Raw genomic sequence first — 26,670 nt, 5'->3', positions numbered from 1 at the left:
GGGGCTGTCGACAAACAATCGCCGTTACCCCGCTGCGAGGTGAGACCGATGCATCGTCCCCGTTTCCGCCACGACTACCTGCCGATCCGTCTCGCCGAGCCCTACCAGGACCATCTCGTGGTGGTCGGCGAGACCCGCAACGTGATGATCGACGACCCGGTGGCGGCGGAGCTGGCGGTCCTGCTCGACGGCAACCGCGCCCTCGGTCAGGTCGTCGGTGAGCTGGTCGGCCGGCACTCGGCCGGCGCGCTGGCCCGGGCGCTGCGCCGGCTCGACGGACTGGACCTGCTGACCGCCGAGCCGTGCGCGACCCCGCGGGCCGCCGCCGCCGCGTGGGACGCCCGCGGGGTGGCGCCGGACCGGGCCGAGCAGTGGCGGCGCGACGGGCGGGTGCTGCTGGTCGACGCCGGTTCCCCGGCCGTGGACGGTCTCGCCGCCCGGCTCGGCGAGCTCGGGCCACCGGTCGCCGTCGTCCCGATCGGCGATCCCGGTCTCCTGGACCAGGACGGGCTCGTCGTGGTCGCACCCGGCTCGATGATCGATCCCCGGCTGGCCACGCTCAACGCCGCCTGCCTGGCCACCGGCCGGCCCTGGCTGCTGGTCCGGCCGCACGGTCACGTGCTGCTGCTCGGCCCGCACCTGCGACCCGGCGAGACCGGCTGCTGGGAGTGCCTGCGACGGCGCTGGACGGACAACGAGGAGGTCATCAACTTCGTCGTCGAGCAGCGTGGCGACCACGAGCGGCCGAGCCCGGCGTGGGCGGCGCTGGACGCGACCACCGCGACCCTGGCCGGGCTGCTCGCCGCCGAACTCCCGGTGCTGGCCGTCGCCGGCCGCTCGCCGCGGGTCACCGGGCGGATGGTCTCGCTCGACACCCGCGACCTCAGCAGCGGCACGCACACCCTGGTCCGGCTGCCGCAGTGCCCGGCGTGCGGCGACCCGGCCCGGCTCGGCGGGGACGGACCGCGGGTCACCGTGGCGGCCGACCCGCTCCGCGCCGACGACGGGACCGGTAGCCGTACCCGGCCGGCCGGGGAAAGCCTCCGGATGCTGGAGCACCAGGTCAGCCCGTACCTCGGGGTGGTGACCCGGCTGTCGGCGACCGGCGGCGGCGACAGCGATGGGGTGATGTTCGGTTTCACCGCCGGGCACAACTTCGCCCAGGCCCGCCGGCCGGACCGGCTGCGCGGCAACCTGCGCGGCCTGAGCGGCGGCAAGGGGCGCACCGAGACCCAGGCGAAGGTCAGCGCGATCGGTGAGGCCATCGAACGGTACTGCGGGGTGTGGCGGGGCGACCGGCCCACCCGGCGGACCACCTACGCCGCCCTCGGGCCGGACCGGGCGGTGCCGCTGTCCGCGCTGCGGAACTTCTCGGCTCGCCAGCACGCCGACCGGGACCGGACCAACCCGGATGCCGGGATGTTCCACCACGTGCCGGCCGCCGTCGCCGACGACACCGAGCTGGAGTGGACCACCGGCTGGTCGCTGACCCACGACCGGCCGTGCGAGCTGCCGGCCGCCTACGTCTGGTACGGCCACCCCGACTCGGCCCGGCTCGGCCCGGCCGACTCCAACGGCTGCGCCGCCGGCGGCACCCTCGGCGAGGCGATCCTGCAGGGCTTCTACGAGCTGGCCGAGCGGGACGCGGTCGCCCTCTGGTGGTACCACCGCTCCCGGTTGCCCGGCGTCGACCTGGACTCCTTCGACGACCCGTGGCCCGGCGCGGTCCGGCGGCACTACCGCACCGTCCTCGGCCGGCGTCTCTGGGTCCTCGACCTCACCGCCGACCTGCGCCTTCCGGTGTACGCCGCGGTCAGCGACCGCCTCGACGGAGGGCAGGTGCTGGTCGGCTTCGGCGCGCACCCCCGTGCCGCGGTGGCCCTGACCAGGGCGGTCAGTGAGCTCAACCAGTTCCTCCCGCTGGCCGCGGCGGTGGCCGGGGCCAACGGCGGCTACCACGGCGCCGAACCGGAGACCGCCCGCTGGCTGACCACCGTCACCACTGCCGACCAGCAGTGGCTCCTGCCCGATCCGGATCAGCCGCCGACGACGCCGGCCCACCACCCGGTCCCGGCCGCGACGGACACCTCGGCCGCGGTGGAGGCGGCCGTCGGCACGGCCCGGAGCGCCGGACTGGATCTGATCGTGGTCGACCAGTCCCGCCCGGAACTGGAGCTGGCGGTGGCCCGGGTGGTCGTGCCGGGCCTGCGGCACTTCTGGCGGCGCCTCGGACCGGGCCGGCTCTGGGAGGTGCCGGCCGCTCTCGGACGGTCGCCGCTGGCCACCGGCGAGGACTCGATCAACCCGTTGAGTGTCTTCTTCTGATCGTCCGGAGGGGCCCGTGCCATCGACCACCGCTGTGCCTACGGAAACGGAGACCGGCGCCGTCCGCCGGCTCCCGGTGCGGGAGGAGTACCGCTTCCGGGACCGGACGACGCTGACCAACGGCACCGACGACTCGATCACCGTGCAGTACGGCCGGTTCCAGCTGCACATGGAGCGGCTCGGCCTGGGCCGGCGGGCGATGCTGCTGCGCCTGGCCGACGAGTGGCTGGACGACGACGCCGTACAGCATCTGGTCGCCTCGGTCGAGGGCGAGAACCGCATCCTGCGGGCGCAGGTGCTGCTGCGCCGCCTGGTCACGCACGCCTGGCTGCGGCGCCGCCTGTCGGCCGGCAACCGGCCGCTGCTGGAGATCGACCCGCAGGGGCTCGGCGCGTCGGTGCTGCCCCCACCGGCCCGGCACCGGCCGGGTGTCCGGTACCGGATGTCCCGCCTGGCCCGGATCGACGCCGACGGTGACGTGCTGTCCGCGCTGCACCCCACTCATGCGGTGGTCGTCGGCTGCCCCGACCCGCGGGTGGCCGGGCTGCTGGCGATGGCCGCCGCGCAGGGCTGTGACCTGGACCGGGCGGCGGCGGTGCTCGGGGTGTCCGCGGCGGTGGCCGGGCGGGTCGTCGACGAGCTGCTCAGCGCCGGGATCCTGGAGGAACCCGGCGCAGCGGCGGCGCCCGGTGTCTTCTGGTCACCGGCCGAGCTGGAGGTGCACCACCGGTCCCGGGTCGGCCGGCACGCGCTGCCGGTCGGCGGCACCTACCGGTTCCGGGACCGGCTGCCGGCCGAGCCGCTGCGCCGTACCTTCCCCGACGCCCCCGTCGTCGACCTGCCGGAACCGGACCTGGACACGATCGCCGCCACCGAGCCGGCCCTGACCGACGTGATCCGGGCCCGCCGGTCGATCCGCACCCACGACGACGCCCACCCGATCACCCTCGATCGGCTGGCCGAGTTCCTGTACCGGGTGCAGGCCACCCGCCCGGCCGGCGAGCACGACGGCATCGAGGTGGGGCACCGGCCGTATCCGGGCGGCGGCGGGCTCTACGAGCTGGAGATCTATCCGCTCGTGCTGAGCTGCGAGGGTCTGTCGCCGGGGCTCCACCACTACGACGGCACGGCACACCAGCTGCGCCTGCTGGCCCCGGCCGGGCCGCTCACCGAGCGGATGGCCGGGTACGCCCGCGCGGCCGCCGCGATGACCGGGCCACCCCAGGTGCTCCTCGTGATCACCGCACGGGTGGGCCGGCTCATGTGGAAGTACGAGGGGATCGGCTATCCGATGATCCTCAAGCACTCCGGGGTGCTCACCGAGCTGATGTACCTGGTGGCGACCGCAATGGGGCTGGCGCCGTGCGCGCTGGGCTCCGGCGACTCGGCCGCCTTCGCCGAACTGTCCGGGATCGATCCGCTGGCCGAGCCGGCGGTCGCCGACTTCGCGCTGGGCACCCCACTCACCAGGGAGCCGAGATGAGGTTCCGCAAGCAGGCGCTGCGCCACCTGGAACAGCCGGAGAGCCTGGACCAGGTGGCCCGGCTCACCACGGTTCCGAGCTGGCTGCTCACGATCGCGCTGGTCGTCACGGTCCTGGCCACCGGCGCCTGGACCACGACGGCCACCCTGGACCGGGAGGTCACCGCCGGTGGGGTGCTGATCCACCCGCACGGTGTCTCCGACTTCGACGCCGCCGAGACCGGCCGGGTGGTCAAGGTCTGGGTCGACCGGAACCAGCCGCTGGCCAAGGGCACCCCGATCTACAGCGTCCAGGGCGAGTCCGGCGGGATCGTCACGGTGCCCGCGCCGTGGGACGCCTACGTCGTCAATCTGCTGATCGCCGAGGGGCAGGTGATCGAGCGCGGCGCCCGGGTCGCCGAGCTGGAACGCCTGGACGCACCGGGCGACGCCCTGCAGGCGGTGCTGTTCGTGCCGGCCGCGAGCGCGCCGATGCTGACGGCCGGTCAGCCGGTGCACGTGGACGTGGCGGCCGTCTCCACCACCGTCTTCGGCACCCTGCAGGGCAGGGTCGGTACGGTCGGCGCGTTCCCGGAGACCGAGGACTCGCTGCGGGCGTTCCTCGGTTCCGGCCGGGACGTGCGCCCGCTGCTGGCCGACGGCAGTGTGATCCGGGTGGTGGTGCTGCTGGAGACCGATGCCGACTCCCCCACCGGCCTGCGCTGGTCGAAGGCGTCACCGCCGTTCCGGCTCACCTCGATCAGTGAGGCCGCCGGCCGGATCGTGGTCGGCCAGGACCGCCCGCTCGACTGGGTGCTGGGCCGATGACCGGCAAGGTGATCGACCTCGACAGGCCGGCTCCGGAGCACCCGCGCCGCGGCCGGGTCCGCACGCCCACGCTGATCCAGATGGAGGCGGTCGAGTGCGGCGCCGCCTCGCTCGGCATCGTCCTGGCCCACCACGGCCGGCACGTCCCCCTGGAGGAGCTGCGGGAACGCTGTGGCGTCAGCCGGGACGGATCGAACGCCTCGACCGTGCTCAAGGGCGCCCGCCACTACGGGATGACCGCCAAGGGCTTCCAGATGGAGGTCGACAAGCTGGCGTCGGTGCCGCTGCCGGCCATCCTGTTCTGGAAGTTCCAGCACTTCCTGGTCCTGGAGGGGATGAACGCCAAGAAGGTCTGGGTGAACGACCCGGCGACCGGGCCGCGGCCGATCACCTGGAAGGAGTTCGACGAGGGTTACACCGGCATCGTCCTGACGCTGACACCGGACGAGGAGAAGTTCCGGCCCGGCGGCAGCCGGTTCCGGGCGTGGGCGGCACTGGCGGCCCGCTGGCGGGGGCTGCGCGCGGTCGCCGCCCAGGCCGTCCTGCTGGGGCTGGTGATGGCCGTGGTCGGCCTGACCATGCCGGCGGTGGTCCGGATCTTCGTCGACCACGTGCTGCTCGGCGGGGGCGGCGCCCTCGGCGGGCTGCTGGCCGCGATGGCCGGCGCGGCGGTGGTGACGTTGCTCGCCGCGCTGGCCCAGGAACGCCTGATGGTCCGGGCCGAGACCGCCATGGCCCTGAGCACGGCGGCCCGGCTGTTCCAGCGGCTGATGCGCCTGCCCGCCGCGTTCTTCGACCAGCGGCAGGCCGCCGACCTGACCCGCCGGCTGCGCAGCACCGACGTGGTCGCCGACGTGGTCACGCGACGGCTCACGCTGACCCTTGTCGACGTCGCGCTCGTCGCGGCGTACGGCGGCCTGCTCTGTCTTTATGATCCGCTCCTGGGCGCCGTGTCGGTGCTGCTGTGCGGCCTGAACGTGCTGGCCCTGCGGTATGTGTCGGCGCTGCGCACCACGGCGGTGGCGAGTCTGACGGCCGAGCGCAGCAAGCTGTTCAGCACCGTGCACACCACGATCCAGATGATCGAGACGGTCAAGGCGGGCGGCGCCGAGCAGCACAGTTTCCAGCAGTTCAGCTCGCGGGCCGCGGCGGTCACCAACGATCAGCAGCGACTCGGCCGGCCCACCGCGATCCTGTCGGTCGTCCCCGCGCTGCTGGCCACCCTCAACACCGCGATCCTGCTCGGGCTGGGCGGCCCGCGGATCCTTGCGGGCAGCCTCAGCATCGGCGTCGTCCTGGGCATGCAGACCCTGGTGGTGGCGATGAACCGGCCGGTCGCCGCGCTCACCGCGGTCGGCGCCCAGGTGCAGGAGATGTCGGCCGATCTGAGCCGGCTCCGCGACGTGGAACGCTATCCGCTCGCCGAGCCGCCGGAGCCGGAGCCGCCCGCGCCGCTGGACGGGCACCTGCGCATCGAGGGGCTGACCTTCGGCTACAACCCGCTCGCGGCGCCGCTGCTCAGCGACTTCGACCTGGACCTGCCGCCGGGCGCCCGGGTGGCGCTGGTCGGCCGGTCCGGCAGCGGCAAGTCGACGGTCGGGCGGCTGGTGTCCGGCCTGTACCGGCCGTGGTCCGGGACGATCACCGTCGACGGCCGGGAGCGCGAGCGGCTCGACCCGGGCCTGTGGGCGGCCACCGTGGCGATGGTCGACCAGGAGCAGATCCTCTTCGAGGGCACGATCCGGGAGAACGTGACCCTCTGGGACTCGTCGATCCCGGACGAGGACGTGGTCGCGGCGCTCACCGACGCCGCGGTGCTCGACGTCGTGCTGTCCCGGCCCGGCGGTCTGGGCGCCCGCGTCGACGAGGGCGGCCGCAATTTCTCCGGAGGTCAACGTCAACGGCTGGAGATCGCCCGGGCTCTGGTACGCCGCCCGCGTCTGCTGATCCTCGACGAGGCGACCAGCGCGCTCGACGCGCAGACCGAGCAGACCATCGACCACCACCTGCGCCGTCGCGGCGCCACCTGCCTGATCGTGGCGCACCGGCTGTCGACGATCCGCGACTGCGACCTGATCGTCGTGCTCGACGGCGGCCGGGAGGTCGAACGGGGCACCCACGACGAGCTCGTCGCGAGGGACGGGCACTACGCGCGACTGGTCCGGGACCAGTGAAGGGGCGGGCAGCGTGACGATCGAGACGGTCACCGAGGGCGGCGGGTACCTCGTCCTGGACGCGCCGAGCGACCTGTTCCTGGTGCGCACGCGAGCCGGCGGGATCCGGTCGCGGCGCCACTTCGTGGCCCGGATCCCGGCCGGTGGGCTGGTTCCCGACGTCGCCGGGACGGGGGTGTGGCGGCTGCTGGCCGTACCCCTGCCGGGTGGACGTCTCGACCGGTTGCCCGGACCGCCGGACGGCGCCGAGGCCGCGGATCTGGCTCTGGCCGCGCTGGCCGGCGCGGTCCGTGGCGACCGGGAGCCGCCGCGGGACGCACGGGTGCTCTACGCCGGTCAGGTCGAGGCGGCGGCCGCGGGCGTGGCGTTCACCGGCACGCCGGCGGTGTGCTGGGTCCGGGGCACCGGCGGCCGGCTGATCCGCAACGACGGCGGTCCCGACGAGACGTTCGACGAGGGTGTGCCGGTGCTGCTGGCCGGGCGCGACTGGGTGCGCTCGGACCGGGGCGGCGCCGTGGAGGCGTGCTCCAGCGACGACCTGCTGCGCTCCGGCGAGCTGTGGAGCGCGGTGCACGACCAGGCCGTACGGCTGTTGCGCCTGGTCGAGCGGCAGGGCGAGGCTGCCGACGCCGCGCTGCTGACGTCGCTGACCGCCCGGGCCGCGGGGAACCGGGCGGCGGTGGCCCGCGCGACCCGGATCGCGTCGGGTCTCGTCGGCGCCCGCACCGCCGCCGATCCGGCCGGGCGGGGCGAGCGGTACCGGCGGGCGGCGGCCGCGTTGCGCCTGGTCGCCGGGTCCGGAGGGCTGCCGGTCGTGGAGCCGGCCGGGCGGCGGGACGAGCCGGCCGACCTGGCCGAGGCGGTCCGGGCGGTGGCCCGCAGTTCGTCGCTGCACCTGCGCGACGTGCAGCTGCCGGAGAACTGGTGGAAGCACGATCTCGGCCCGCTGCTGGGCTGGCGCACCGTCGAGGGCGCCGGGACGACCGTGGTGTGCCTGACCTACCGGTACGGCCGGTACCGCGAGGTGGACCCGGAGACCGGTGCCGTCCTGGCGACCGGCCGGGCCGCCGCCGACCGGGTGGCCCGGACCGCCACGCAGGTGCAGCGCCCACTGCCGGTCGAGGCATCGGTGCCGGCGGTGTTCCGGCTGGGCAGCGCCGGTGGCGGCGCGGACCTGGCCGCCCTGGCCGGGTGCGGGACGATCGTCGCGGCGCTCGCCCTGGCCGCGCCGATCATCACCGGCCGGGTGCTGGGCGCGCTCGCCGACCGGGTGTCGGTGTCCGGCCTGACCTGGTCGGCGCTGCTGCTGGTGGCGTGCGGTGGGGTGGCCGCCCTGGTCGGTGTCGCCACCAACCTGCGGATGCTGCGCGGCGAGGGCCGCGTCGAGTACGGCGTCCAGCTCGTCCTCTGGGACCGCCTGCTGCGCCTGCCGGTCCGGTTCTTCCGGGACGCCGGCAGTGGCGAACTGGCCAACACGCTGCTCGGTGTCACGTTCGCCCGGGAGGCGCTGTCCGGGGTGATCCTGCTGCTGATCACGTCGTCGCTGACCGCGGTCACGATGCTGGCGCTGGTCTGGACGCTGAGCCCGGCGCTGGGCCTGGCCTCCACCGGTCTGGCGCTGGCCTCGCTGCTGCTGGTCGCCGTGCTGGGGCGGGTGGTGGTGACGCGTCAGCGGCGGGCGCTGCCGGCCGAGCACAAGGCGGTCTCCACCGGTCACCAGCTGATCAGCGGCATCACGAAGATCAAACTCGCGGGGGCCGAGCAGCGGGCCTACGCCCGGTGGTTCGAGCAGACGGCGTACGCCCGGAGCACCCTCAACCAGGTGCGGGGCGTGCAGGCGGTGCTGCGGGCGGTGGCCACCGTGCTGCCGATCGCCGGTCAGCTGCTGCTGTTCACGATCCTCGCCGGTCCGCTCGCCGACACCCTGGCCCCGGAGGACTTCTTCGCCCTCAACGTGGCCTTCCTCATGCTGGTCGGCGCGCTGCTGGTGATCGTCTCCGGCAGCGTCGAGGTGCTGGCCGCGCTGCCCCGTCTCGCCGAGCTGAAGCTGGTGGTGGCGGGCGTCCCGGAGCGGACACCGGACCGCGCCGACCCCGGCGACCTGCGCGGCGCGATCACCCTCCAGGAGGTCGGTTTCGGGTACGGCCCGGACGCCCCGCGGGTGATCGACGACGTGACGCTGCACGTGCCGGCCGGCGCGTTCGTGGCGATCGTCGGCCCGAGCGGCTGCGGCAAGTCGACCCTGCTGCGGCTGCTGCTCGGGTTCGAGTCGCCGTCCCAGGGCTCGGTCTACTACGACAACCAGGACCTGGCCGAACTCGACCTGCAGGCGGTCCGCCGGCAGTGCGGGGTGGTGCTCCAGGACGGTCAGCTGTTCGCCGGCACGCTGCGCGACAACGTGTGCGGCGCCGCCTCCTACAGCCTGGAGCGGGTGCTGGAGGCGGCCCGGCTCGCCGGGCTCGACGAGGACATCGCGCGCCTGCCGATGGGGGTGGCGACGATGGTCCCGCACGGCGGCGGCACCCTGTCGGTGGGCCAGCGGCAGCGCGTCCTGATCGCCCGCGCGCTGATCCACCGCCCGCGGATGCTCTTCTTCGACGAGGCGACCAGCGCGCTCGACAACCGCACCCAGGAGCGGGTCACCGAGAGCACCCGGCAGCTCAGTGCCACCCGCCTGGTGATCGCACACCGGCTGTCCACCGTGCGGCACGCCGACCTGATCGTGGTGATGGAGAAGGGGAAGGTCGTGCAGCAGGGCACCTTCGCGACCCTGATGGCGGAGAGGGACGGGCTGTTCCATCAGCTGGCCCGCCGTCAACTGGTGAGCGAGGAGGAATAGTCAGCCCAGGTCGATGACGGTGGCGGTCTCCATCAGCATGACCGTGGCCTGACCGGACCGGCGGCCCACGATGTCGACCACCGAGGTCGGGCCGCGGTTCTCGGCCACCACCCGGAACGCCTCGCTGAGCAGGTCGATCAGGCCCTGCGCGAGCATCTCGGCCGAGTCGCTCCACTCGTCCCAGGTGGCGGCGCGGGGCCGGGCCGGATCACCGGGCAACGACAGGATCCGGTCGCCGGTCGCCCGCAGCAGCTCGTCGACCGGGCGGCCGATCCGGTCCAGCACCTCGACCAGCACCTGCACGGTCTGGCGGGCCGGCAGCCCGGACCGGTGCAGTTCGAGAGCGGCACGCAGCGCCCGGGGCCGGACCAGCTGCACGGCGCCGTTCTCCTTCCACGCGACCACCCCGTGCCGGGTGAGCGCGTCGACGAGCGCCGGGGACTCGGCGGCCAGCCGCTGCATCAGGGCGGCCAGGCCGTCGCCGCGGGGCTGTCCGCCCCGTACCCCGAACATCGCCTCGATCGCCGTCAGATTGAAGCCCTGCCGTTGCAGCGACAGGATGGTCTCCAGCCGTCGCAGGTGATGTTCCTGGTAGACGACGGTGCGGCCGCGCCGGACCGGCGGGGCGAGGATGCGGCGGGCCTGATGCGCCCGGATGTTCCGCGGCGACATCCCGACCTGGCGGCTCAGCTCCTCGATCGTGAACTCCTGCTGCGTCGTCGCCGGCGTCTCGGCACGCTGGACGATCATGGTGTCACCCCTGGTTCCCGCCCTCGCTGGGCACGGGACCATCGTCACGCGGGGTCCGGCTACCCACATCGGGGCGCGGCACGTACTTTTCTCACCGGGGAGACCGGGACGCTTTCCCCGTTCCGGTCTCCCCTCCCGCGGCGGGGGTCAGCCGTGGGTGATCTTGGCGTTCTCGTCGACGTGGATGCCGGAGGCGAACTCCAGCACCTCCTTCTCACCCCAGCCCAGGCCGTCCCAGACCTGGATGACCATCCAGCGGCCCTCGCCGAGCTCGACGAAGAGCGCGCTGCCGTCGGTCTGGTCGATCATCTTGGTGAGCAGGCCGGTCGACCCGTTGACGGTCACCTCCTTGCCCTTCAGCTCCTCGCCCGGCGCGAACTCCTGGAGCTGGGCGACGATCTTGCCGACGAAGCTGTTCGGGTTCTTGTCCTTGAACCCCTTCGGCGCGATCACGATGCCGTAGTCGTCGGCGCCCTGCAGCTCCCAGCCGTCCGGGACCTTGTCGAGGGTGAAGCCCTTGGGCTGTTCGCCCTGGTAGGCGACGAGCCTGGTGACGGAGGTCTGCGGCGCGCTGGACGCCGGCCGGTCACCGGCGGCCTCCGGCGCCTTCGGCGCGGCTCCGGTCCCGGTGGTGCCGACGATCACCGCGGCCAGTGCGGCCACGGCGAAGGCGCAGCTTCCGGCGACCTGGGTGGTACGGCGCCGGCGCAGCGCCCGCCGTCCGCGGGCCAGGTCGGCAGCGACCTGCTCCCGAGTGGGTTCAGCCACCGGGCCGGCGATCCGCGCCAGCCCGTCCTGAAGGTTCTTCATGTCAGTTTCTCCTGGTCACAGCAGTGCAAGGGAGGGGTTCGAGCCGAGGACCGTGCGGAGCCGGTCGAGCGCCCGGGCGGTCTGGCTCTTCACCGTCCCCTCGGAGCACCCGAGGGCGTCGGCGGTGTCGGCGACGTCGAGGTCGTAGAAGTAGCGGAACACCAGGGCCGCCCGCATCCTCGGTGGGAGCTCCCGCAGGGCCGCGCGCAGCCCGTCCGAGACGTCACCGGTGATGTCCTCCGCGGCCACCCGGTCGGGGACCTCGGCCATCGGCCGTTCGCTCCGTCGCCACCACCGCCGGCGCTCGTCGGTCAGCGCGTTCACCAGCGTCCGCCGGACGTAACCGTCCGGGTTGTCGGCCCGCTGGAAGGACGGCCACGCGACATACAGCTTCGTCAGGGTTGACTGGACCAGGTCCTCGGCCAGGTGGGCGTCGCCCGCCGTGAGCAGAGTCGCGGTACGCACCAGTGCGGCCCTCCGGCTGACCACGAACTGATGGAATTGCTCATCACGCTCGGTCTTCACACGAGCCCCTCCTTCACTCTCACGCCCCCCTGACGACTCCCTCCTCCCAGGGGGTTGCATGCCGCTCGCAGAAAATCTCAGCATGCGGCTTGACCAGGGGCGCAGCGTACCCGCCACGACTCCGCACCACCGCTGGAATGCGTCGACGATCTCATGTACATGGATTCATCGATCAACTATCTTGATCTGCGGTCTCCGCAGCATCGAGACGCAAACACAGCAATACATTCTCAGAACGGGGAAAATTGAACAGGAACGTACGCAGGCCGGTGCAGGCTGTCGTCGCCTTGGCCGCGATGGCCGCTGTCACCACCATTCAGGTGACCCCGTCCGAGGCCGTCACCGGCGGCGCGGCGGTTGCCGACGGCGACTACCGGTTCGCGGTGCACCTCACCGACGGCGTCTCGCACGGATGTACCGGAACGCTCGTCTCGCCGTACTGGATCCTGACGGCCAAGGACTGCGTCGCGAACGCCGAGGGGCCGATCAAGGCTCAGATCGGCAAGGCGGACCTGACCGCCTCGGCAGGCCATGACCGGACGATCGTCCGGTCGGTCACGCACCCGACGCTGAATCTCGCACTGTCCCGGATCACGCTTCCGGTCAACGACATAACCTTCCCGCGGATCGGCACCACAGCCGTCACCGCCGGAGAATCACTGACCATCCTCGGGTACGGCCGCACCAGGACCACCTGGGTCGGGCTGCTCCACAAGGCCACCATCGCGGTCACCGGTGTCGAGGCCGACACCCTGGCGATCGCCAACGTGGACGAGACCGCACCGACCACGTGCAAGGGCGACGCCGGCGGCCCGGCGATCCGGGAGACCTCCACCGGTGTCGAGGTCGTCGCCGTACACTCCGCGTCCTACCAGGGCGGATGCCTCGGCTCGACGGCCACCCGGCGCGATGCGGTCGAAACCCGTCTCGACGGCGCCGCCTCCTGGATCGCCACGACCATCGCGGTGAAGCCGAGGACCGACTTCAACAACGACGGCAAGGCCGACGTCGCCGGCATCAACCCGGCCAACGACATGGTGCTCTACGCCGGCGACGGTACGGGCAAGGTCGCGTCCCCGGCTCCGATGTGGGAGACCGGTGGCAAGTGGGCCGGCAGCCACGCGTTCACCGCCGGCGACTTCAACGGTGACGGATTCAGCGACATCGCGATCATCGACAGCCAGAACAACATGCGCCTGTACACCGGTGACGGCGCGGGCCAGCTCAAGAACGCCGGCCTGATGTGGGAGACCGGCGGCAAGTGGGCCGGCAGCCATGCCTTCACCGCCGGCGACTTCAACAGTGACAACATCCTCGACATCGCCGTCATCGACAGCCAGAACAGCATGCGCCTGTACGCGAACGACGGCACCGGGCAGCTCTCCAACAAGGGCATCATGTTCGGCGCCACCGGAGCCTGGATCAACCACCAGGCGTTCGCCGGCGGCGACTTCAACGGCGACGGCAAGGCCGACATCGCCATCATCGACAGCCAGAACAGCATGCGCCTGTACGCCGGTGACGGCGCGGGCAAGCTCATCAACAAGGGCATCATGTTCGGCGCCACCGGAGCCTGGATCAACCACCAGGCGTTCGCCGGCGGCGACTTCAACAGTGACGGCAAGGCCGACATCGCCATCATCGACAGCCAGAACAGCCTGCGGCTGTACGCCGGTGACGGCCTCGGCACGCTCGCCAACAAGGGCATCATGAACGGCACGACCGGTGCGTGGGCCAATTGGAAGTGGCTCGCTTCCTGACGACACCCGACCGGCGCCGCCATCATGCCTTCCGGGCCGGATGGCGGCGCCGGTTCAGTCCGGCGGGGTGGCGGCACCGAAGGCGGTGAGCGCCCCGGTGTAGGGCTTGGCCGGTGGCGGGGCGTACTCGTCGTGTTTGGATGTCCGGACGCCCAGGGTGATCAGGGACTGGACCAGCAGGGTAGCGGCGGTCACCCCGTCGATCACCGGGACGCCGATCCGCTGCGACACCTCGGCGCAGAAGGCGGCCATGCCGGCGCAGCCCAGCACGATCACGTCCGAGCCGTCGGACTCCAGCGCGTGCCGGGCCAGGGCCGTCACCCGGGGCAGGACCGTGGGGTCGGACTCCAGCTCCAGGACCGGGATCTCGCAGGCGTGCACGCCCTTGCAGGCACCGGCCGGGGCGTACCTCCCCGCCAGATCGCGCGCGCGTCCGGCCGTACGCCCCAGGGTTGTCACCACGCTGAAACCGCGACCGGCAAGCGTCGCCGCATGCATCGCGGCCTCGGCTATGCCGACCACCGGACCGGCCGCGACCTCCCGTGCCGCGTCGAGCCCCGGGTCGCCGAAGCAGGCGATGACGTAACCGTCGGCGCCGGACCGCTCCCCCGCGATGACCTCGGCGAGCAGGCCCGGCACGGCGAGCGCCTCGTCGTAGTGGCTCTCGATCGACGCCGGGCCCATCGCCGGGGTGACCGCCTCGACGACGACGCCCGGGCCGGCGACGGCCCGGGCGCTCGCCTCGATCAGCGTGGTCATCGACGCCGTGGTGTTGGGATTGATGACCCGGATGCGCATCAGGACTTGATCGTGCTCGACGACGGCCGGCGAACGAGCCCGAGGTAGACCAGGAAGCCCAGCCCGCAGCCGATGAACCAGCTGTACTGGGCGATGTCGCTCATCTTGCCGAGCACCGGGATCACCGCGACCAGTGCGCCGACCGCGGTGGCGATGATCGCCGGCGGGTGGTAGCCCCTCTTGTAGAAGTAGCGGCCGTCCGGCGACATGGTGAACATCGCGTCGACGTCCACCTTCTGCCGCCGGACCAGGTAGTAGTCGGCGATCAGCACACCGAAGAGCGGTCCGATGAAGGCGCCCAGCGTCTCCAGCGTGTAGTGGATGACCTCCGGGTTGTTGTAGAGGTTCCACGGGGTGAGCAGCACCGAACCGACCGCGGCGATCATGCCGCCGGCCCGCCAGGAGATCTTCTGCGGGCTGACGTTGGAGAAGTCGAAGGCCGGCGAGATGAAGTTGGCGACGATGTTGATGCCGATCGTGGCGATGGTGAAGGTCAGCGCGCCCAGAACGATCGCGAACGTGCTGTCGATCCGGGCCACCGTGGCCACCGGGTCGGTGATCAGCTCCCCGAACACCGGCACGGTGAGGCTCGCCGTCACGACGGTGAGGATCGAGAACATCAGGAAGTTGATCGGCAGGCCGAGGAAGTTGCCGATCTTCACGGCTTTGAACGACCGGCCGTAGCGGGAGAAGTCACCGAAGTTGAGCATCGGGCCGGAGAAGTAGGACACGACCAGGGCGATCGCGCCGAGCATGACCGGGATCGCGTCGACGCCGGTCACCGTCACCTCGCCCAGGTTGAGGTCGATCGCACTCCACCCGGCCTCGGCGATCAGGTACCCGGCGAGCACGAACATGACCACGTAGACGGCCGGGCCACAGAAGTCGATGAACTTGCGGATCGTCTCCATGCCGGTCCAGAAGACGGCCGCCTGCAACACCCAGAGCAGGGCGTACGTGCACCAGCCGAGCAGTGGCAGACCGAGGAACCCGTACTGGTCCACATCGGCGTAGGGCATCAGCGACGGCCACAACTTCAGGATCACGACGTCGAGAGCGGCCGAGGCGAGGTACGTCTGGATGCCGTACCAGGCGACGGCGATCGAACCACGGATGATCGCCGGCACGTTCGCCCCGAGCACCCCGAACGCCACCCGGTTGATCACCGGATAGGGCACGCCCGTCACCTGCGACGGCTTGGCCACCAGATTGCAGAAGAAGTAGACGATCGTGATGCCCACGACCAGCGAGACCAGCACCTGCCAGCTGGACAGCCCCAGCGCGAACAGGCTGCCCGCCGTGACGTAGCCGCCGACGCTGTGCACGTCGGACATCCAGAACGCGAAGATGTTGTAGGACCCCCACCGCTGTTCCTTCAGCGGCGCCAGGTCCTCGTTGGTGAGACGCGGGTCGTACGAGCTCTTCGATACGCCGCTGCCGACCGGCATGCCGGCGGCTTCGACCAGGTCCTCGTGGTGTTTGCTGGGGATGGTGTCGGCCATGGCCGTCACGCTATGAACCCGCTGTTTCACCCGGATGTGCGGAACTGTATATCTTCCGGCGCCACGCTATTCGTCCCTGTCGTTGGCCAGCTGCAGCGACGAGGGGTTCATCAGATACATACGGGTACCGCGGCGTACCAGATCTCCGCGTACCGACACCGAACGCATTTCCTGGTGTGCGTTCGTGGCCCGGGCATAGTCCTCCTCGTGCAGGCTCATCCAGACCCTGCGCAGGCGATCCTCTCCCTCGATCATCCCGGCGACGCTGATCTCACCCGATCCCGTGCCCTCCCGGTGCAGGCGGACGACGTTGCCCACGATCAGGACCCCTTCGTCGGCGACCCGTTCCCGCAACTCCTGCGCCGCCGATGCCAACACCGGCAGGTGGTCACGACGGAAACGGATCGGCTCGAACGCACGTGCCCGCAGTGGCCGAGCGATCGCCAGCCGGAGCGTCATCTCGAAGGGGTGACCAGCTTCCCCGCCCAGGCCCACCAGGGCCTCACACAGGTTGGCGCTGACCCCTCTCGATATCGCGCCGGTGAAACCGTCCAGGCCGTAGGCCGAGACCAAGGCCTCGTTCGCTGCGTTATGGGCGGCCTGAACGGCGTCGTACAGCCTCAGCGAGACCCTCCGCTCGAACGGCTCAGCCGACTCGAACACCTCCGAGACGTCGCCATCGAACAGTGACGGCGGGCCTGACAACCGCGGTGGGATCGGCGTGTGCACCGACAACACGAAGCTTCCCTCAGCGGGGCTCCCGATCGCGACCTCGCGCAGGAATCTCAGAACCTCCGTCGGTTTCCGTGTGGGCTGCACGGCACGCGGTTGTTCCGCGCTGACGGCATAGGCGGCGGCAACGACCAGATTTCGCATGCTCTCGTAGGCTTGGACGCCGTCGTCGAGGCTGATCATCCCTGGGCCGTGATCCGCCGGGAACGCCCGGACCGAATGCACATCCATGGAAACGCTCGTGATGTCGCCGAGCACCTCCAATTCGGACCGATCCTCGACCATCGCGATGACGGACAGCAGGTCACGGACCCGAGCCGGATAATCCCGGAGACCAACGTCATTCGGCTGCAACGCCTCAAACTCGTCACCATCGACCGACTTCACCCAGACGATCCCGCTGGGGTCACGGTCACGGACGCCCCACTGGTTGGCACGAAGGTACATCGCCAACTCCGACGGAGACCTGGCAGCCAGCGCCGCACGATCAGTCACCTGAGCCCGGATCATCGCTCTGCCCCTTCCAGATCGCCGCTCAACAGGTGCCGGAGTGCCGCCACCGTCAGGAGATTTCGGGTAGGCACCTGCACGATCAGACTGGCAGGACACCCCTCCCCGGTCGGCTGAACCTCCCGGTCAGCCAACGAGAGCCAGTATGCGGCGGTCGACAACCTCATGTGCTCGTCGGTACAGACCGCATACTCCGCGGCGTCCTCCGGCACCGATACCAGCGCCAGGAACCTCGGAATCTGGAACCCAACACCGGCCAGATGGTTGAAGTGCTCGATACGCAACCGATGATGGATCATTCCGTCCCGGTTCTCGACCGCCGTCGAGGTTTTCACCTGCACCTCGATCCGGGGCGAACGCGCCGTGCCACGTGGGCCCGGATACGCGATCTGCCAGTCGACACCGTCGAGATCCAAATTCATCCTCGACGTGGTGAAGCCACCCGCGCACGCCAGAGCATGAATGAAGCCTTCGCCGTGCAAGCCCTGGTGAACATTCTTGTTCAACGTCAACCCATCCGCCGACAACCACCTTTTCACAAGGCTAGTTGTCCAGAGCCTAGAGAGGAAGACCCCGGTTGCAGGCGGACGACGAAGGTCGATCCGCCGTGGTCGCCGGGGCGGTAGTCGACGTCGCCGTGGTTGGCGCGGGCCAGCTCCCGCACGATGTAGAGCCCGAGTCCCGTCCCGGCCACCTTCCCGGCGGTCGCCGACGCCCGGGCGAACCGGTCGAAGAGCCGATCGCGGAACTCCGGTGGCACTCCCGGGCCCTGGTCGCGGATCTCGATGGTGATCGACGGCTCGCCGGCCCGGGCGACGACCTCGGTGACGCCACCGCCGTACTTGGCCGCGTTGCTGATCAGGTTGGTGAGGATCTGGTCGAGGTGGCTCGGCTGGACCATCGCGACCAGGTCCGGCGGGCAGCTCACCGGCACCGGGCCGGTGGCGGTCGCGGTCAGCGCCGCCTCGACATGGTCGGCGACCGGGACCGGGACGGGTGTGGCGGTGAGCCGCCCGGCGTCGAGGCTGACCAGGTCGAGGACCTCCTGCACGATGGTCGCGAGCCGCTGGGTGGTGCGGTGCACGCGGGTGACGACGTCACGGACCTCGCCGGGCAGGTCGTCCTCGGAGAGGGCCAGGTCGAGGTTGCCGAGGATCATCGCGAGCGGGTTGTTGATCTCGTGGCCGAGCATGCCGATCAGGTCGGTCTTGAACTGGTTGGCGGCCTCCAGGTCGGCGGTGCGGATCCGGACGGTGTCCTCCAGCGAGTCGTAGAGCAGCGCGTTGTCGAGCGCCACCGCCAGCTGGCCGGCGATCAGCCGTACCGCCTCCAGACGGTCGGTGGAGAAGACGCCGGGCTGCCGGTGGTTCTCCAGCATCAGCACCGTGCCGTCGGCGCCGCGGCTGGGCACCGGCACGGCGAGCAGCGCGCAGGTGCCGAGCCCGGCGAGGTACGGATCCCGCGCGAACCGGTCGTCGGCGCAGGCGTCGGCCACCAGCAGCGGCCGGTGGGTCCGCAGCACGTAGCGGACGGCGGAGCTGAACCGGTCGGGCCGGGAGCCGGACGCACCGGCCAGCCGTACGTGGGTGGCCCCGGTCATGGCGCTGAGCACGTCGCCGACCTGTTCCCGCAGCCCGGCCAGGGTGGTCGCCGAGTTCAGCGCCCGCGACGCCCGGAGGACCGCCATCAGGTCGATCCGGTCGGCGCCGGCCCCGGCGCCGCCGGGAACGCTCGTCTCGACGGCCCGCAGGAAGGGGTGCCAGGTCTCCAGCCGGGCGACCGGCGCGGTCGCGCCCCACGCCCGGTAGGTGTCCCGGGCCTCGGCCAGCAGCCGGCGCCCGGTGTACGGGAGTCCCCGTTCCAGGTGAAAGCGGGCGGCCCGTTCGGCGAGGACGGCCCGGTGCCACGGCCGGCCGGTGACCTCGTGCAGTCCGGCGTCGAAGTGCCGGGTCGCGGTGTCCGGGTCGCCGCGCGCCCACGCCCGCTCGGCGTCGACCAGGTGCAGCAGCGGCCGGAAGTTGCGGGGCGCGTCGGCGGACCGGCGGGCCAGCCAGTCCCGGAGGCCGGCCAGTTCGGCGGCGACACCGTTGTCGCCGTCGCGCATCCGCCCGGCCAGGCTCAGGCAGCGCAGCACCCGGGTCAGTGCCGAGGCGTAGAAGCCGCGGATCGCGACGTTGTGGGCCATCGCCGCGGCCGAGTGCTCCTCCAGGGCCGCGTCGTCCTGCCGGAACAGCGCGGCGAGCCCCTGGTTGACGTGGTATGTGACGGTCGCCGGTGGATACGACAGGACCGGCTCCTCGTCGACGAACTCCTCGCCGCGTGCCGCCCGCACCAGGTCCCGGTATCCGGTGAGGCTGAACGCCGCGATCCGGTTGCCGGTCCGCTCGGCCACGGCCAGTCCGGTGGCGATCTCCTCGGCGACGGTGTCCAGCGAGTCGGCGGTGTCCAGCACGACAGCCGCGAGCCGGGCGCTGAGCAGTCCGGCCACCTGCACGTCACCGCCGGCGAGCAGCTCGTCGCGGGCCTGCTGGGCGGGCTCGACGAGGTCCTCCAGCGGTTCGAACCAGTGCGCGGCCAGGCACAGGTACATGTACTTGGCGATCGCCGTCTCGGCCGGCCATCCGTGTTCCCGGCCGACCTCGACGACGTGCCGGCTCAGCCGGTACCCGGTGCGGTAGTCGTCGAAGAGGGCGATCGTCGCGCAGATCACCGACCCGGCGGCGCCGATGACCGGCGCGCACACCCCCTCCCGGCGCCACAACCGGTACGCCTGGAGCAGCATCCACGAGTGCTCGACCGGCCCGAGCAGGTAGGCGGGCACGAGCAGCCGGTTGATCAGCCGGCCGGCCGCCAGCACCGCGGGGTCACTGGTCTCGACGGCCTGTTCCAGGTCGCCGAGGCCGTCCCGCAGCGCGGCCACCTCCCGCCGCAGGACGGGTTCCGGGTCGTCCGGGGGCTCGATGCCGAACCGGCGCAGCACGGCCAGGCCCAGGGCGTACGCCGCCGGGATCTGATTCCGCTGGCTCAGGACGTTGATCTGGATCGCGGTGGCCTCGGTCAGGGTGACCAGGTCCGGTGACCGCCCGGCCAGCTCCCGGTAGACGTGGTCGGCGTCGTCGAGCCGGCCGAGACAGTAGAGGGTGATGTGCCGGTCCACGGCGACGGCGGCGCGGGTCCGGTGGTCGGCGGTGCCCGCCAGGAGCCGTTCGGCCGCGTCGAGCAGGTCCACGGCGACCGGATAGTTGGTCAGCCGGATGGTCCGCCGGGCGGCGGCGTGCAGCAGGGCGGCCGCCTCCCGGCGCTCCCCCGGGCTCTCGACCAGTGCCGCGGCGGCCAGGTACTGCTCGGCGGCCTCCTGCGGGTGGTCCGCGGACAGGCGGCGGGCCATGGCCAGTTGCAGACGCTCCCGCTCGTCGGCGGGCAGGCATTCGTGCGCCGCCTGGAGCACCAGGTCGTGCCGGAACCGGACGGTGTTCCCGGCGTACAGGACGAACCCGTCGGTGACGGCCCGCTCCACATGGCGGATCAGGTCGTCCTCGGGGGTGCCGGTCGCGACGGCCAGCAGCTCGATCGTGACCTCGGCGCCGAGGCAGGCCAGGGCGGCCAGCCGGCGACGGTATCCGGCCGTCTGCTGGGCCAGCCGGCGGGCGGGCAGCTGGGGCAGGTGATGGCGGGAGACGAACGCGCGTACCTCCCCCGCGTCCCACCGCCAGCCCTCCTCGGCCGGCCGCAGCAGGCCGTCCGCACGCAGGGCGTTGAGCAGCTCGACCGTCGCGTAGGGACTGCCGGAGCTGCCCTGCCGGATCAGGGCACCCAGTCCGGACGCGTCCTCCGGCGGCATCCGCAGCACCGTGGCGACCAGTGTGGCCGTGTCACCGGCCCCGAGGCCGCGGACCCGGATCAGGGGTTCGGCCGCGCCGTCGCGCCGCCAGCGTTCGACCGGTGCCCGCAGCGACGGATGACCGTCGCGATAGGTGACGACGAGCAGCAGCCCGGGGATCGGCCCGCTCGTCAGGATCGCGTCCAGGATCTGGATCGATCCGCTGCTGGCCCACTGGAGGTCGTCGAGGACGCAGACGATCCGGTGCCGGGCCGCGAGCGCCCGCAGCAGGGCGACGGCGGTGGCACTGACCCGGGCCCGGGCGGTCACCGGGTCGCCGGTCTGCGGCCGGCTGCCGTCACCGAGCAGGTCGGTCATCTCCGGGATGGCGTTGCAGGCCACGGTGACGTTGGCACCGAGCGCGGACAGGATCCGCTGCCGGGTGTCGTCCATCTCCGGTTCCGGCGCGGCGAGCAGCAGCCGGGTCAGGACCCGCAGCGCACGGGTGATCCCGCCGGTGTCGGTGCCGGTACGGAACTGGTCGAACTTCCCGTCCGCGAACCACCCGCCGCGAGCCGTGACGACCGGCCGCAGGCAGCGGGCCAGCGCGCTCTTGCCGATCCCGGGCGGGCCGCTGACCAGCACCGCCGGGGTGCCGCCGACCATCGCCCGGTCCAGCGCCTCGGTCAGCGTGCCGATCTCCCGCTCCCGTCCGATCAGGTCGGGCGGCGGCGCCAGGAACGCCGGGAAGTCACGCGTGCCGAGTTCCCATCCGCCGTCCGGGGCGGTCCGGCAGCGGGCCAGGTCGTAGGCGAGCCCGTCGGCGCTCTGGTAGCGGCGTTCCGGGTCCTTCTCCAGCAGCCGCATGATGATCTCGCTGAGCCGCGGGGGCAGGCCGGGACGGCGCTGCCCGACCGGCACCGGTGGGCGGACCAGCGTGTCCCGGACCAGTTCGAGCGGGTCGTCGCCGGTGAACGGCGGCTCACCGACGGCCAGCGCGTAGAGGGTGGCGCCGAGACCGTACAGGTCGGCGCGCGAGTCCACCAGCGGCCCGATCCGGCCGGTCTGCTCCGGCGCGAGATAGCCGAGCGTACCGACCGGCGTGCCGGTACCGTCCGCCTCCGGCGGCCCGATCAGCGCCAGGTCGTAGTCGATGAGCAGCGGGCGCCCGGCCAGCACCACGTTGGCCGGGGTGACATCACGATGGACGACGCCGGCGCGGTGCACGGCGGCCAGCGTCACCGCCAGGTCCGCGGCGATCTTCATCAGCAGGGGTACGGCCATCCGCCCGCGATCCGGCGGGGCGCCCCCGTCGTCCTCCAGGATCAGCGTCTGGCGCGACTGGGTGGACGCCAGCCGGGGCACTCCCGGAATGCCGGCGAGGCGGCGCAGCACCTCCTGCTCGTGCCGGATGCGCCGGACCGCACCGGGCCCGACGGCACGCTTGCGGATCAGCGGGCCGTGCCGGTCGGCGGGACCTCGGCGAAAGACCTGTGTCCGTTCGCTGCGATAGAGCACCACCTCGCCCACAGACCGATTTTTCTCATTTTTGGGGCCTGGGTGGTGACTCTTCCGAAAACAGCCCTATGTGCTGAGGCAATGCGGCGATGAACCCCTGCAACCGGTGGTGATGACGGGCACAGACGTGGGCCAGAGCCTCCGCGTCACGCCGCAGGAAGGCCGCCAGCATCCCGGCGTGATCGGAGTGCAGCAGCTCCCGGTCGGCCGTGGTCAGATGTGACATCGGCCGCAGCGGCTCGGTCATGTTCCACGCCGACTCCAGCATGTGCAGCAGACGTCGCATCCGGCACGGCCCGATCAGCGCCAGATGGAAACGCCGGCTCTCCCGGTGATAGACCATCCCGCCGTCGTCGGCCTCGATCGCCGCGTCCAGCGCCCGCAGCGCCGCCCGGGCCAGCCGATCGTCCTCCGCGGTCGCACCGGCCACCGCCACCCGCAGCGCCGCCGACTCCAGCGCCTCCCGGACCAGGTAGATCTCACCGAACTCGCGGGCCGTCATCATCGCCACCCGGTAGCCGCCGTGGGTCCGATGGTCGACCAGGCCCTCACCGATCAGGGTCATCAGCGCCTCACGGACCGGGATCCGGCTCACCCCGAACGCGGCCGCCACCGCGTCGACCGGGATCGCCGAACCGGGTGGCACCTCGCCGTACAGGATGATCGTCCGCAACTCGTCCACGATCGCGCTCCGCACGCTGCCCGCCTCCCGGTCGGCGAGCCGGGCGAGCAGGGCCGATCGGCGCCGCGGTCCGGACATGGCCGGACCCTAGCCGCCCCCGGTTATCGGCACGTTTCACGATGTCCTGGCTAGGCTGGCGGCAGGCCGTGAACATCCGGGAGGTCGCGATGCCCCTGTATCCGCACCAGCCGCATCACCGTCCCGAGTGGCCTCCGCCGTACCCGCCCCCAGCCGGGCCCGGGCTGCCCGGCTGGCTGGAGGAACGACTCTTCGACCAGCGGATCGTGATGCTGCGCGGGCATCTGAGCGCCGAGACCGCGACCGGGATCGCGGCCGCGCTGCTGACCCTCGACTCGGCCGGGCCGGAGGTGGTCCACCTGCACGTGTCCAGTCCGGGCGGGGATCTCAGCGCCGCACTGTCGGTCGTCGACGTGATCGACGCGCTGGCCGCCCCCGTCCATGCCCTGGTCACCGCCGAGGCGGGCGGGGCGGCGCTGGCCGTGCTGGCGGCGGCGGATCAGCGGGCGGCGTACCGTCATGCGCGTTTCAAACTCGCCGAACCGCGCGCCGCCGGGGTCACCGGGACCGCCGACGAGGTCGCGGCCGCCGCCGGACAGCACCTGCGCGAGCTCGAGGAGGTGCTGGTCCGGCTGGCCGAGATCACCGGCAAACCGCGCAGCCGGATCGAGAACGACCTGTCCGCGGGCCGCAGCCTGAGCGCGGCCGAGGCGCTCGACTACGGCCTGATCGACGAGGTGATCGCCCCCAAGAAGAACGGGCCCCGGTGAACACCGGAGCCCGTTCTCAAGAGATCAGAAACTTCAGGAAGCGACCTTCACGCCCATGGAACGGGCGGTGCCGGCCACGATCTTGATGGCGGCGTCGAGGTCGTTCGCGTTGAGGTCCACCAGCTTGCGCTCCGCGATCTCCTTGATCTGCTGGGCACTGAGGGTGCCGACAGTCGTGGTGAGCGGGTTGGCGGCGCCGGACTGGATGCCCAGGGACTTCCGGATGAGGAAGCTGGTCGGCGGCGTCTTGTAGGCCAGCGTGTGGCTGCGGTCCTCGTAGACCGACACGATGACCGGGATGATCTCGCCCCGGTTCTTCGCGGTGGCCTCGTCGTACTCCACCTTGACGGCGCGCATGTTGGCACCGGTCGGGCCGAGCATCTTACCGAGGTCGACCATCGCGGCGTTACCCGCCTCAAGCGCGAGGGTTACCTCATGGGTCTTCTTCTTGGGAGGCATTGGGTAAGGCTCCTTAGGGTGAGCTGCGGGCCGAGACAACGCAGCTCGCCAGCATCAACGACACACGACAACCCCGAGACAGTACCGGTCCGCCAGGACGGAAGCCAAATTGAGGTCTCGGGTGCACGCACAGTGTATCTCGGTTTGCGGCCGGGCCCGTCGCAGGGGCGGCCCGGTGAGCGGAAACCGACCAAAAGACCACAAGATTCGGGTCTTGACCCCGTGTCACGAACGGCAACCTGAGCCGGGAACAATGGGTGTCATGCAGACCCGCACCGACCTACGCAACGTCGCCATCATCGCTCACGTCGACCATGGCAAAACCACCCTGGTCGACGCCATGCTGCGCCAGGGCAGCCAGTCCCACGCGCGTGGCGAGATGGCCGACCGCGTCATGGACTCCATGGACCTGGAGCGGGAAAAGGGCATCACCATTCTCGCCAAGAACACGGCGATCAGCTACCAGCCCGCCGAGGGCGCGCCGGTGACCATCAACATCATCGACACCCCGGGCCACGCCGACTTCGGCGGTGAGGTCGAGCGCGGCCTCACCATGGTCGACGGTGTCGCCCTCCTCGTCGACGCCTCCGAGGGTCCCCTCCCGCAGACCCGCTTCGTGCTGCGCAAGGCGCTCGCCGCCAAGCTGCCGATCATCCTGATCATCAACAAGGTGGACCGGCCCGACGCCCGCATCAAGGAGGTCGTCGACGAGACGTATGAGCTGTTCCTCGACCTCGACGCCGACGAGCACCAGATCGAGTTCCCGATCGTCTACGCCTGCGCCCGCGACGGCATCGCCTCGCTGAACCAGCCGAAGGACGGGACGGTCCCGGAGGACAGCGACTCCCTCGACGTGTTGTTCAGCACCATCCTCGACACCATCCCGGCGCCGAAGTTCCACGAGGACGCCCCGCTGCAGGCGCACGTCGTCAACCTCGACGCCTCGCCGTTCCTCGGCCGTCTCGCGCTCTGCCGCGTCCACGAGGGCACCATCCGCAAGGGCCAGACCGTCGCCTGGTGCAAGACCGACGGCACCATCAGCAACGTGCGCATCTCCGAGCTGCTGGTCACCGAGGGCCTGGAGCGCAAGCCCGCCGAGAGCGCCGGCCCCGGCGACATCATCGCCCTCGCCGGCATCCCCGAGATCATGATCGGTGAGACCCTCGCCGACGCGGAGAACCCGATTCCGCTCCCCCTGATCACCGTCGACGAGCCGGCCATCTCGATGGTCATCGGCACCAACACGTCGCCGCTGGTCGGCAAGGTCAAGGGCGCCAAGGTCACCGCGCGCATGGTCAAGGACCGCCTCGACAAGGAGCTCATCGGCAACGTGTCGCTGCGCGTCCTCAACACCGACCGCCCCGACGCGTGGGAGGTCCAGGGCCGTGGCGAGCTGGCACTGGCCATCCTGGTCGAGCAGATGCGCCGGGAGAACTACGAGCTCACCGTCGGCAAGCCGCAGGTCGTCACCAAGACCATCAACGGCAAGGTCCACGAGCCGGTCGAGCGCCTCACCATCGACGCGCCCGACGAGTACATGGGCGCCATCACCCAGCTGCTCTCCACCCGTAAGGGCCGCATGGAGGAGCTGATCAACCACGGCACCGGCTGGCTCCGCATGGAGTGGCTCGTCCCGGCGCGCGGCCTGATCGGCTTCCGGACCGAGTTCCTGACCGAGACCCGCGGCACCGGCATCATGCACCACCTGTTCGAGGCCTACGAGCCGTGGTTCGGCGAGCTGCGCACCCGCCAGAACGGTTCGCTCGTCGCCGACCGGGCCGGCGCCGTCACCGCCTTCGCGATGATCAACATCCAGGAGCGCGGCCAGCTCTTCGTCGAGCCCGCCACCGAGGTCTACGAGGGCATGATCGTCGGCGAGAACTCCCGCGACGACGACATGGACGTCAACATCACCAAGGAGAAGAAGCTCACCAACATGCGTGCGGCGAGCGCGGACAACACCGAGAAGGTGATCCCGCCGCGCAAGCTGTCCCTGGAGCAGTCGCTGGAGTTCTGCCGCGAGGACGAGTGCGTCGAGGTCACCCCGTCCGCTGTCCGGATCCGCAAGGTCGTCCTGGACGCGACGACCCGTGGCCGTGCCGCCGCTCGGCGCAAGCACCAGTAGGTTTCCGGCCTCGAGCCCGGCCCGCTCCCCTTTCCGGGGGCGGGCCGGTTCGGTTTCCGGGTGGGCGGCGGCGGGCGGCACATGGCCCGCTCCGGGCGGCCCGGCTCGATCCCTCCGCGAATCTCGTTCCCTCCCCGGATCTCGATCCCTCCCCGGATCTCGATCCCTCCCTGGATCTCGATCCCTCCCTGAATCTCGATCCCTCCCTGAATCTCGATCCCTCCCTGAATCTCGATCCCTCCCTGGATCATGTGCCGCCCGGAA

The 26,670-nt window shown here is 71.4% G+C and carries 18 protein-coding genes; 8 read left to right on the top strand and 10 right to left on the bottom strand.

The window, feature by feature from the left end:
- Window positions 1-48 precede the first annotated feature (48 nt).
- From ACFO0C_RS05190 to ACFO0C_RS05170, 5 genes are read left to right on the top strand one after another with little or no spacing between them, the layout of a single operon-like run.
- Window positions 49-2,325, top strand: coding sequence for a TOMM precursor leader peptide-binding protein (locus ACFO0C_RS05190; protein ID WP_378065345.1), 2,277 nt, complete (start codon window positions 49-51; stop codon window positions 2,323-2,325).
- A gap of 34 nt (window positions 2,326-2,359) precedes the next feature.
- Entirely contained in the window at window positions 2,360-3,808 is a 1,449-nt protein-coding gene (locus ACFO0C_RS05185) for a SagB family peptide dehydrogenase (protein ID WP_378065344.1), read from the top strand.
- Window positions 3,805-4,614 (top strand): HlyD family efflux transporter periplasmic adaptor subunit, encoded by an 810-nt coding sequence (locus ACFO0C_RS05180; RefSeq protein ID WP_378065343.1) that lies wholly within the window; start codon window positions 3,805-3,807, stop codon window positions 4,612-4,614. The genes ACFO0C_RS05185 and ACFO0C_RS05180 overlap by 4 nt, the downstream gene beginning before the upstream one ends.
- Complete coding sequence (locus ACFO0C_RS05175; protein ID WP_378065342.1) at window positions 4,611-6,788, top strand: NHLP family bacteriocin export ABC transporter peptidase/permease/ATPase subunit; 2,178 nt, start codon at window positions 4,611-4,613, stop codon at window positions 6,786-6,788. Before ACFO0C_RS05180 ends, ACFO0C_RS05175 begins: the two co-directional genes overlap by 4 nt.
- A 13-nt stretch (window positions 6,789-6,801) precedes the next feature.
- Window positions 6,802-9,627, top strand: coding sequence for an ATP-binding cassette domain-containing protein (locus ACFO0C_RS05170; RefSeq protein WP_378065341.1), 2,826 nt, complete (start codon window positions 6,802-6,804; stop codon window positions 9,625-9,627).
- On the opposite strand, the gene ACFO0C_RS05165 is transcribed toward ACFO0C_RS05170, so the two are convergent.
- The 3 genes from ACFO0C_RS05165 to ACFO0C_RS05155 all read right to left on the bottom strand — a co-directional run bounded on the left by ACFO0C_RS05165 (window position 9,628) and on the right by ACFO0C_RS05155 (window position 11,712).
- Complete coding sequence (locus ACFO0C_RS05165; protein ID WP_378065340.1) at window positions 9,628-10,377, bottom strand: MerR family transcriptional regulator; 750 nt, start codon at window positions 10,375-10,377, stop codon at window positions 9,628-9,630.
- A gap of 147 nt (window positions 10,378-10,524) precedes the next feature.
- Window positions 10,525-11,187 carry a hypothetical protein gene (locus ACFO0C_RS05160; protein ID WP_378065339.1) on the bottom strand — a complete coding sequence of 221 codons (663 nt, stop codon included), beginning with the start codon at window positions 11,185-11,187 and terminating at the stop codon, window positions 10,525-10,527.
- 15 nt (window positions 11,188-11,202) lie between these two features.
- Window positions 11,203-11,712, bottom strand: a complete 510-nt coding sequence (locus ACFO0C_RS05155) for a SigE family RNA polymerase sigma factor (RefSeq protein WP_378065338.1) — start codon at window positions 11,710-11,712, stop codon at window positions 11,203-11,205.
- A 269-nt stretch (window positions 11,713-11,981) separates the two neighbouring features.
- On the opposite strand from ACFO0C_RS05155, the gene ACFO0C_RS05150 reads away from it, so the two are divergent.
- Window positions 11,982-13,472, top strand: coding sequence for an FG-GAP-like repeat-containing protein (locus ACFO0C_RS05150; RefSeq protein ID WP_378065337.1), 1,491 nt, complete (start codon window positions 11,982-11,984; stop codon window positions 13,470-13,472).
- Window positions 13,473-13,526: 54 nt separating this feature from the next.
- Here the strand turns inward: ACFO0C_RS05150 and ACFO0C_RS05145 are convergent, their stop codons facing one another.
- The 6 genes from ACFO0C_RS05145 to ACFO0C_RS05120 all read right to left on the bottom strand — a co-directional run bounded on the left by ACFO0C_RS05145 (window position 13,527) and on the right by ACFO0C_RS05120 (window position 23,112).
- The gene (locus tag ACFO0C_RS05145) at window positions 13,527-14,270 is read right to left on the bottom strand and encodes an aspartate/glutamate racemase family protein (RefSeq protein ID WP_378065336.1); all 744 of its coding nucleotides are present in this window, start codon (window positions 14,268-14,270) and stop codon (window positions 13,527-13,529) included.
- On the bottom strand, window positions 14,270-15,772 hold the full coding sequence (locus tag ACFO0C_RS05140; RefSeq protein WP_378065335.1) for an NCS1 family nucleobase:cation symporter-1: 1,503 nt from the start codon (window positions 15,770-15,772) through the stop codon (window positions 14,270-14,272). The genes ACFO0C_RS05145 and ACFO0C_RS05140 overlap by 1 nt, the downstream gene beginning before the upstream one ends.
- Before the next feature lie 66 nt (window positions 15,773-15,838).
- Complete coding sequence (locus tag ACFO0C_RS05135; RefSeq protein ID WP_378065334.1) at window positions 15,839-17,014, bottom strand: hypothetical protein; 1,176 nt, start codon at window positions 17,012-17,014, stop codon at window positions 15,839-15,841.
- Window positions 17,011-17,520, bottom strand: a complete 510-nt coding sequence (locus tag ACFO0C_RS05130; RefSeq protein WP_378065333.1) for a DUF4365 domain-containing protein — start codon at window positions 17,518-17,520, stop codon at window positions 17,011-17,013. The genes ACFO0C_RS05135 and ACFO0C_RS05130 overlap by 4 nt, the downstream gene beginning before the upstream one ends.
- A gap of 29 nt (window positions 17,521-17,549) precedes the next feature.
- Entirely contained in the window at window positions 17,550-22,364 is a 4,815-nt protein-coding gene (locus tag ACFO0C_RS05125; RefSeq protein ID WP_378065332.1) for a sensor histidine kinase, read from the bottom strand.
- Between the two features lie 13 nt (window positions 22,365-22,377).
- A complete protein-coding gene (locus ACFO0C_RS05120; RefSeq protein ID WP_378065331.1) occupies window positions 22,378-23,112 on the bottom strand; it encodes a GntR family transcriptional regulator in 735 nt (244 codons plus the stop codon).
- A gap of 41 nt (window positions 23,113-23,153) precedes the next feature.
- On the opposite strand from ACFO0C_RS05120, the gene ACFO0C_RS05115 reads away from it, so the two are divergent.
- The gene (locus tag ACFO0C_RS05115) at window positions 23,154-23,822 is read left to right on the top strand and encodes an ATP-dependent Clp protease proteolytic subunit (protein ID WP_378065330.1); all 669 of its coding nucleotides are present in this window, start codon (window positions 23,154-23,156) and stop codon (window positions 23,820-23,822) included.
- A gap of 33 nt (window positions 23,823-23,855) precedes the next feature.
- On the opposite strand, the gene ACFO0C_RS05110 is transcribed toward ACFO0C_RS05115, so the two are convergent.
- Complete coding sequence (locus tag ACFO0C_RS05110) at window positions 23,856-24,281, bottom strand: uL11 family ribosomal protein (RefSeq protein WP_360338340.1); 426 nt, start codon at window positions 24,279-24,281, stop codon at window positions 23,856-23,858.
- Between the two features lie 262 nt (window positions 24,282-24,543).
- Between ACFO0C_RS05110 and typA the strand changes: the two genes are divergently transcribed.
- Entirely contained in the window at window positions 24,544-26,406 is a 1,863-nt protein-coding gene (typA, locus tag ACFO0C_RS05105) for a translational GTPase TypA (protein WP_378065329.1), read from the top strand.
- Window positions 26,407-26,670 lie beyond the last annotated feature (264 nt).

Origin of the sequence: Actinoplanes subglobosus (assembly GCF_042650585.1) — a bacterium.
In the GTDB taxonomy this organism is placed as follows: domain Bacteria; phylum Actinomycetota; class Actinomycetes; order Mycobacteriales; family Micromonosporaceae; genus Actinoplanes; species Actinoplanes subglobosus.
This window is presented reverse-complemented; position numbering and strand designations above follow the sequence as displayed.